This is a genomic window from Jatrophihabitans sp. (assembly GCF_046262535.1).
Lineage (GTDB): Bacteria > Actinomycetota > Actinomycetes > Mycobacteriales > Jatrophihabitantaceae > Jatrophihabitans.
The window spans coordinates 1-6,901 of sequence record NZ_JBHEMO010000143.1; the positions used below are offsets into that span (position 1 = coordinate 1).

Annotated in this window: 7 protein-coding genes; 5 read left to right on the forward strand and 2 right to left on the reverse strand. The window is 70.5% G+C overall.

Going from position 1 to position 6,901, the window contains the following annotated elements:
- A partial coding sequence (locus tag ABR571_RS19025) for an SDR family NAD(P)-dependent oxidoreductase (RefSeq protein ID WP_409454786.1) occupies positions 1-517 on the forward strand: 517 nt, incomplete at its 5' end.
- 6 nt (positions 518-523) lie between these two features.
- Here ABR571_RS19025 and ABR571_RS19030 read toward each other — a convergent pair.
- Both ABR571_RS19030 and ABR571_RS19035 read right to left on the reverse strand, forming a co-directional pair.
- On the reverse strand, positions 524-1,342 hold the full coding sequence (locus tag ABR571_RS19030; RefSeq protein WP_409454787.1) for a menaquinone biosynthetic enzyme MqnA/MqnD family protein: 819 nt from the start codon (positions 1,340-1,342) through the stop codon (positions 524-526).
- 43 nt (positions 1,343-1,385) lie between these two features.
- Entirely contained in the window at positions 1,386-3,203 is a 1,818-nt protein-coding gene (locus tag ABR571_RS19035) for a CocE/NonD family hydrolase (RefSeq protein ID WP_409454788.1), read from the reverse strand.
- Positions 3,204-3,313: 110 nt separating this feature from the next.
- Here ABR571_RS19035 and ABR571_RS19040 point away from each other — a divergent pair, with 110 nt between their 5' ends.
- The 4 genes from ABR571_RS19040 to ABR571_RS19055 form a co-directional block, all read left to right on the forward strand.
- Positions 3,314-4,903 carry an AMP-binding protein gene (locus ABR571_RS19040; RefSeq protein WP_409454789.1) on the forward strand — a complete coding sequence of 530 codons (1,590 nt, stop codon included), beginning with the start codon at positions 3,314-3,316 and terminating at the stop codon, positions 4,901-4,903.
- 24 nt (positions 4,904-4,927) lie between these two features.
- The gene (locus tag ABR571_RS19045; protein WP_409454790.1) at positions 4,928-5,863 is read left to right on the forward strand and encodes an aminotransferase class IV; all 936 of its coding nucleotides are present in this window, start codon (positions 4,928-4,930) and stop codon (positions 5,861-5,863) included.
- Positions 5,860-6,573, forward strand: coding sequence for an HAD family hydrolase (locus tag ABR571_RS19050; protein ID WP_409454791.1), 714 nt, complete (start codon positions 5,860-5,862; stop codon positions 6,571-6,573). The genes ABR571_RS19045 and ABR571_RS19050 overlap by 4 nt, the downstream gene beginning before the upstream one ends.
- Before the next feature lie 16 nt (positions 6,574-6,589).
- Positions 6,590-6,901 (forward strand): inositol monophosphatase family protein (locus ABR571_RS19055; protein ID WP_409454792.1); only part of this gene is annotated, 312 nt, incomplete at its 3' end.

The following is a 6,901-nucleotide window of genomic DNA, read 5'->3' on the forward strand; positions in this document are numbered from 1 at the left end:
GCTCGGCCCGGTCGCCGCGTCGGACCCGGACGCCGAGATGAACATGGTCGAGGTGGACGTGGTCGCGGTGGCCGACCTGTGCAGCCGGTTCCTGCCGGGCATGGTCGAGCGCGGCCAGGGCGCCGTCCTCAACGTGGCCTCAACCGCCGCGTTCCAGCCGCTGCCCGGCCAGGCCGCGTACGGCGCGGGTAAGGCATTCGTGCTGTCCTACACGCAGAGCCTGGCCGGCGAGCTGCGCGGCACCGGCGTATCGGCGACCGCGCTGTGCCCCGGGCCGGTGAAGACCGGCTTCGGTGAGACGGCCGGCTTCTCCGACGAGGACGCCGAGGCGGCACTGCCCAAGATCATGTGGATCAGCGCCGAGGCGGTGGCCAAGGCGGCGATCGACGGCCTGGCCAAGGGCCGGCTCGTCGTCATCCCCGGCGGGGCCAACCGCGTGGCGGCCGCGTTCGCGCAGGTGACGCCGCGGACGCTCTTGCTGCCGATCCTGGCCAAGAACCATCCCGGGCTGAAGTAACCCGAGTCAGACGGCCGCGAACACCGGCTCGACGGGCATCCCGGCCCGCGCCGCGAACTCGCGCAGCCCCTCGAGCTGCCGCGGCCCCAGCGAGAAGTCCAGCGTGCGGAAGTAGCGCGCGAGGGTGGCGGCGTCGAAGGCCTCCCACCGCGCCGCCGTCGCCGCCACCTCGTCCACATGCGCGAGCGCATCGTCGCGGGAGCGCAGGAACGCGGCGTGGACGTCCTTCACCAGCCCCGGGTTCGCCTCCGCGTAGGAGCGCCGGGCGGCCCACACGGCGAACACCATCGGCAGCCCGGTCCAGTCGCGCCAGGCCGAGCCGAGGTCATAGACCGACAGCCCGCGCCGTGGCGCGTCGTAGGTCGCCCGCAGCGCTGCATCACCGATCAGCACAGCCGCGTCGGCCTCGAGGAGCATCGTCGTCAGGTCGGGCGGGCAGGTGAAGTACTCCGGGCGGACGCCGTGCACCTGTTCCAGCCACATCCGCGCCAGCAGCACGGACGTGCGCGAGGTCGACCCCATCGCGACCCGCCGTCCGTCCAACTCCGAGAGTGGACGCTGGGACACGATGTTGACCGACAGCACCGGCCCGTCCGAGCCGATCGCGATGTCCGGGATCAGCACCAGCGACGAGGCGTTGCGCAGGTACTCGACCAGCGAGATCGGCCCGATGTCGAGATCGCCGGCGACGAGCAGGTCGTTGAGCCGGTCCGGCGTGTCCTTGGTCAGCTCGACGTCGAGCAGCGTGCCGGCGCGCACGAGCCCCCAGTAGATCGGCAGGCAGTTCAGGAACTGGATGTGCCCGACCCGGGGACGCTCTGCCACGTCCCCGAACCTACGCCCGCCCCGGCCGGCGCCGGGGGCGCCCTCAGGTGACCTGCGGCAGCACCAGCGTCTGGGCCGCCCCGGACCCGATCGTCACCGGCACCGACGTCAGGCCACCGCGGTAGTTGTCCGAGCCGCCGGCCACGACGAGCCGGATCGAGTGCCCGGCCGCGAACTGGTGGACGATGGCCGGCAGCGTCACCGCGATCGACTTGGTGACGTCCGGGACGCGGATCGGCGCCTCGAGTCCGTGGATGAGCGAGGCGGTGCCGTCGGGCGCCACGTCGAGCACCTTGACGAAGAGGACGAGCTGCCCGGCCGGGCCGGCGTCCTGCGTCGCCGCCGCGCTCGGCGCCGACACCCGCAGCGTGACGAGCGGCGCGCCGGCCACGTTCACCGGCGCCCCCAGCGCGCCCGACGTCCACGTCGCGAACGTCCCCGGCAGGTCGGCCTGCGGCACCTGACCGGTGTAACCGCTGATCACGTCCGCCGTGTTGATCGACGACGGGGCACCGAACGCCGGCGTCACGAACGTCTGCGAGCCGGACGTCACCACGGACGTCCCGGCCAGCGCACCGCCGCCGGACAGGTAGAACGTCTTGTCCTTGCCGACCGGGAACGACGGGGACGTGCCGTAGGCCGGCGTCGCGATGCCGCTGTAGGTGACCCAGTCGCGGAAGTAGGCGAAGGCCGGACCGGTGTCGACGTCCTGGCCCATCAGGTAGCGCGCGAACCAGTCGGCGACGCGGGCGGTCTCGTACTGGGTGGCCGGGTCCGGCGCGCCGAGGTTCAGCTCGCCCGGCGCCGGCGTGGAACCGGAGTGCCCCCACGAGTGCCAGACCATCTTGACCGTCGTGCCCTGCGCCTTGAGCGCCTTGTAGGTCGCCGCCGCCTCGTTGAGGTTGAACAGCGTGTCGTTCTCGCCCTGCATCAGCAGCGTGGGGATCTTGATCTTGGTCATGAACGACGCGACGGACGCGTGCCGCAGCGCCGCCACGTCACCCGGCTGCAGGTAGCCAGTCGTGCCGGCCGTCGCCAGGGCGGGGCAGACGAAGTCGGCGAAGTTCGTGCACGGGTAGAGGCGGGACGGGTCGCCCTGCGCGTTCTCCAGCCCGTCCAGCACGCCTTTGCCTGAGAAGCCGGCCGCCCAGTTCGTCTTTACCGCGCCCGGCGTCGACGAGCTCACGCCGACGGTCTGGTCGGTGTTGTTCGGGTCGAGCGAGTACGACAGGTCGTTCCAGGTGATGAGCGGGACGATCGTGTCCAGCCGCGGATCGATCGACGCAGTCGCGAACTGGATCGAGCCGCCGTAGGAGCCGCCGATCATGCCGACCCGCGGGTCGTCGGTGCGAGCGACGCCGGCGTGGTCCTTCGTGTCGTGGACGACGACGTCGAGCGTCGGGGCCGCCGTCGTGTGCGCGGCGTCGGTGAACGCGATGCCCGGGTCGCCGCCGAGGTAGCTGATGAGCTGCGAGGCCGCCTTGCCGTCCCAGTCCGGGTCGTCCAGCGTGATCTTGCAGGCCGAGCCGCCGAAGCCCAGCCCGGAGTAGGACAGCACGGCGTAGCCGCGCGAGGCGAAGGCGGCGCCGATGCCGGCCTGGTCGTCCTTCGACCCGCCGAAGCCGTTGGTCGTGAGGATGGCCGGGACGCGGGTGGTGGGCGTCGCGGTGGTCGGGGTGTACAGATCGCCGACGACGTCGCAGGGCTGGTCGCCGTTGGGCCCGACGAGGGTCGCGAAATGCAGGGTTTGGACGGTATAGGCCGGATCCGCCGACGCGCTGCCCCCCGTGGTCAGCGCTACGGCGGCGGCAGCGGCGAGCCCGGCGGCGCCGAACAGGGCAGGAAGGCGAGAACTGGGCACAAAGGCCTCCGACGGGGGGGATCGGTTGGTTACCTACTGGTAACAACGCAGCACGTGTCCAAGGGTTACGGACCCTGGCCGACCGGCGGCCGCAGTGGCACCGTGGATTCATGACCGACGACCTCGCCCTCGCCTCGAACCTGATCACTCGGGTGAACGTCGGCGACGCGCTCACCCGCACGGCCGGCCGGATGCCCGACCACGTGGCCGTCGTCGACGGCGACCGGCGCTGGACGTACGCCGAGCTCAACGAGCGGGTCAACCGGGTCGCCAACGCGCTGAGCGACCGCGGCTACACCCGCGGCGACGCCCTGGCCCTGGCCTCGGGCAACAGCGCCGAGTTCCTGGTCACCTATTTCGCCTGCGCGAAGCTCGGGGTGGTCTGCGTCCCGATGAACCTCGGCTGGCGGCCGGATGAGATCGCCTACGTGCTCGACCACTCCGAGTCCCGCGGCCTCGTCGTCGAGGCCCAGCTGCTGGCCCAGGTGCAGCCTGGGGTCGAGAAGGTCCCGGCCGTCCAGGACCTGTTCGTCGTTCCAGGCACCGGGGGGTCCTACGAGGAGTCGCTGCCCGACCGGACGTGGCTGCCCTTCGACGCCCTCGACGGCGGGGCGGCCGAGCCCGAGGTGTTCGTCGACGACCGCGACCCGATCAGCTACCTGTACACGAGCGGCACCACGTCCTTCCCGAAGGGCGTCGTCGGCAGCCACACCGCCATCTACCTCGAGTCGCTCATGGTGGCGGCCGAGACAGGCCTTCACGCCGGCGAGCGGATCGCCTGTCTGATGCCGCTGTTCCACACCGCGCAGCTCAACGGTTTCGGCACGCCGGCGGTGATGATGGGTGCGACGCAGTACCTGCTGCGGGGCTTCGACCCCGACACGCTGCTCAACCTCATCGAGACCGAGCACATCGAGCGGATGTTCGCGCTGCCGATGATGTACCGCGCGCTCGTCGAACGTCCGGACATCCGCTCGCGCGACCTGTCCTCGCTGCAGCGCGCGGCATACGCGATGGCGCCGATGCCGGACGCGCTGCTGCGCCAGTGCCTGGACGCCTTCGGCTGCGACTTCTACCTGGCGTTCGGGCAGACAGAGATGAGCCCGGTGACGACGTTCTTCCGGCCGGAGCACCAGCTCTCCCACGCCGGTGCGGTAGGGACGCAGGTGGTGAACGTGCAGATCGGGATCATGGCGCCCGACGGCGAGCTGCTCGACCGCGGCGCGGAGGGCGAGATCGTCTACCGCGGCCCGCAGGCGCTCAACGGCTACCTCAAGAACCCCGAGGCGACAGCCGAGGCGTTCCAGCACGGCTGGTTCCACTCCGGCGACGTCGGCCGCCTCGACCCGGACGGCATGCTGTGGTTCAGCGATCGGTACAAGGACGTGATCAAGACCGGCGGCGAGAACGTCGCGTCGATCGAGGTCGAGAAGGCGGTCTACGCCGCGTCGGACGACGTGGCCGAGGTCGTCGTCGTCGGGCTGCCGCACGAGCGGTGGAGCGAGGCGATCACCGCCGTCGTCGTGCCCAAGCCGGGCGCGGTGGTCGATGCCGACACCTTGTTGGCGACGATGCGCCAACACGTCGACGCCTACAAGCTTCCGAAGTCGATCATCGTGGTGGACGAGCTGCCCAAGACGTCCACCGGCAAGATCCAGAAGAACGTGGTGCGCCAGCAGTTCACCGATCATTACAGCTGAGTCGTGGCCTGCGATGATCCGGCAATGGACGTCACCCACGGGACGCACGACTACGTCGACGATCCGCGCAACTCCGAGATCCTGATCAACGTCAACGGCGAACTCGTGCCCCGCGCGGCGGCCGTCGTCAGCGTCTTCGACGCCGGCTTCGTCCTCGGCGACGGGGTCTGGGAAGGCCTCCGGATCGCCGACGGCCACCCGGCGTTCCTCGACCAGCACCTCGACCGCCTTTGGGAGGGCGCGGCGGCGATCATGCTCGACATCGGGCTGACCCGCGCCGAACTCACGGCTCAGCTGTACCGGACGCTCGAGGCGAACGGGATGACCGGCGACGGCGTGCACGTGCGGCTCATGGTCACGCGGGGTCCCAAGTCGACGCCCTACCAGGACCCGCGCATGTCGGCCGGCCCGGCCACCGTGGTGATCATCGCCGAGTACAAGGACCCGCTGCCGTCCACGGTCGAGGGCGGACTGTCGCTGTTCACCGTGCACGTCCGCCGGTCGTCGCCGGACATCCTCGACCCGAAGCTGAACTCGCACAGCAAGTTGAACGACATCACCGCGTGCATCCAGGCCTACACCGCCGGCGCCGACGAGGCGCTGATGCTCGACCCGCACGGCTTCGTCGCGACCTGCAACTCCACGCACTTCTTCATCGTGCGCAAGGGCGAGGTGTGGACCTCGACGGGCATGTACAACCTCGGCGGCATCACCCGGGCGAACGTGCTGCGCGTCTGCGCCGACGCCGGCATCGTTGCCCACGAGCGCAGCTTCAGCCTGACCGAGGTCTACAACGCCGACGAGGCGTTCGTGACCGGGACGTTCGCCGGCCTGGTGCCGGTGCACACGGTCGACGGCCGGCGGATCGGGACGGGCGCGCGCGGACCGATGGTCGAGCGGCTGCAGTCGCTGTACCAGTCGCTCGTCCGGGCCGATGTGGCTGCACGGACGGCGCCGTGACCGACAGCGTGCGGCTGGCGATGTGGTCGGGGCCGCGCAACATCTCGACGGCCCTGATGCGCTCGTGGGAGAACCGTCCCGACACCCGGGTGGTGGACGAGCCGCTCTACGCGTACTACCTCGAGCAGACCGGGCTGAACCATCCGGCCCGTGAGGAGGTGATCGCGGCGGGCGAGCCTTCGTGGGAGAGGGTCGTCGTCGAGCTCACCGCTCCGGGTGACGGCGTCTACTACCAGAAGCACATGACTCATCACCTGATCCCGCAGCTTCCCCGCGACTGGATCCCGCAGCTGACCAACGTGCTGCTGATCCGCGACCCGGCCGAGGTGGTGGCGTCGTACGTGCGCTCGCGGGCCGACGTCGTCGCCGAGGACATCGGGCTGGTGCAGCAGACAGAGCTGTACGACCAGCTCGGCCCGTCGACACCGGTGATCGACGCCGCCGACTTCCTGGGCGCGCCGGAGTCGTATCTGCGGTGGCTGTGTTCGTACGTGGGCGTCGAGTTCTTGCCGGCGATGTTGTCGTGGCCGCCGGGCCCTCGGGATTCGGACGGCGTGTGGGCGCCGCATTGGTACGACGCAGTGATCGCGTCGACGTCGTTCGAGCCGTACCGTCCGCGGGAGATCTCGCTTGAAGGAGCGGCACTCGAGGCCGCCGAGCGCAGCCGACCGCACTACGAACGCCTGCACGCGGTCCGTGTCGTCCTCTGACGGCTAACGTCGACCCGTGGAGGATCTCGAGCTCGCGGCCGCGCTCGTGCGCGACGCGGGCACCCTGGCTGCGCGGATGCTGGGGGACGGACTGACCGTTCATCACAAGACGTCGATCTCGGACGTGGTGTCGGCCGCCGACCACGCCGCAGAGGAACTCGTCGTCGCGCGGTTGCGGGCCGAGCGACCTGACGACGCGATCGTCGGCGAGGAGGGGACCTCCGACGCCGGATCCGGTCGCACCTGGTACGTCGATCCGGTCGACGGGACGTACAACTTCCTGTCCGGGCTGCCGACGTGGTGCGCCGCGATCGCCTTGGACGACGTC

What these genes read in the sequence shown, in the direction of transcription:
- ABR571_RS19040 (WP_409454789.1), top strand. Translation starts at nt 3,314, where the DNA reads ATGACCGACGACCTCGCCCTCGCCTCGAACCTGATCACTCGGGTGAAC.
- ABR571_RS19045 (WP_409454790.1), top strand. Translation starts at nt 4,928, where the DNA reads ATGGACGTCACCCACGGGACGCACGACTACGTCGACGATCCGCGCAAC.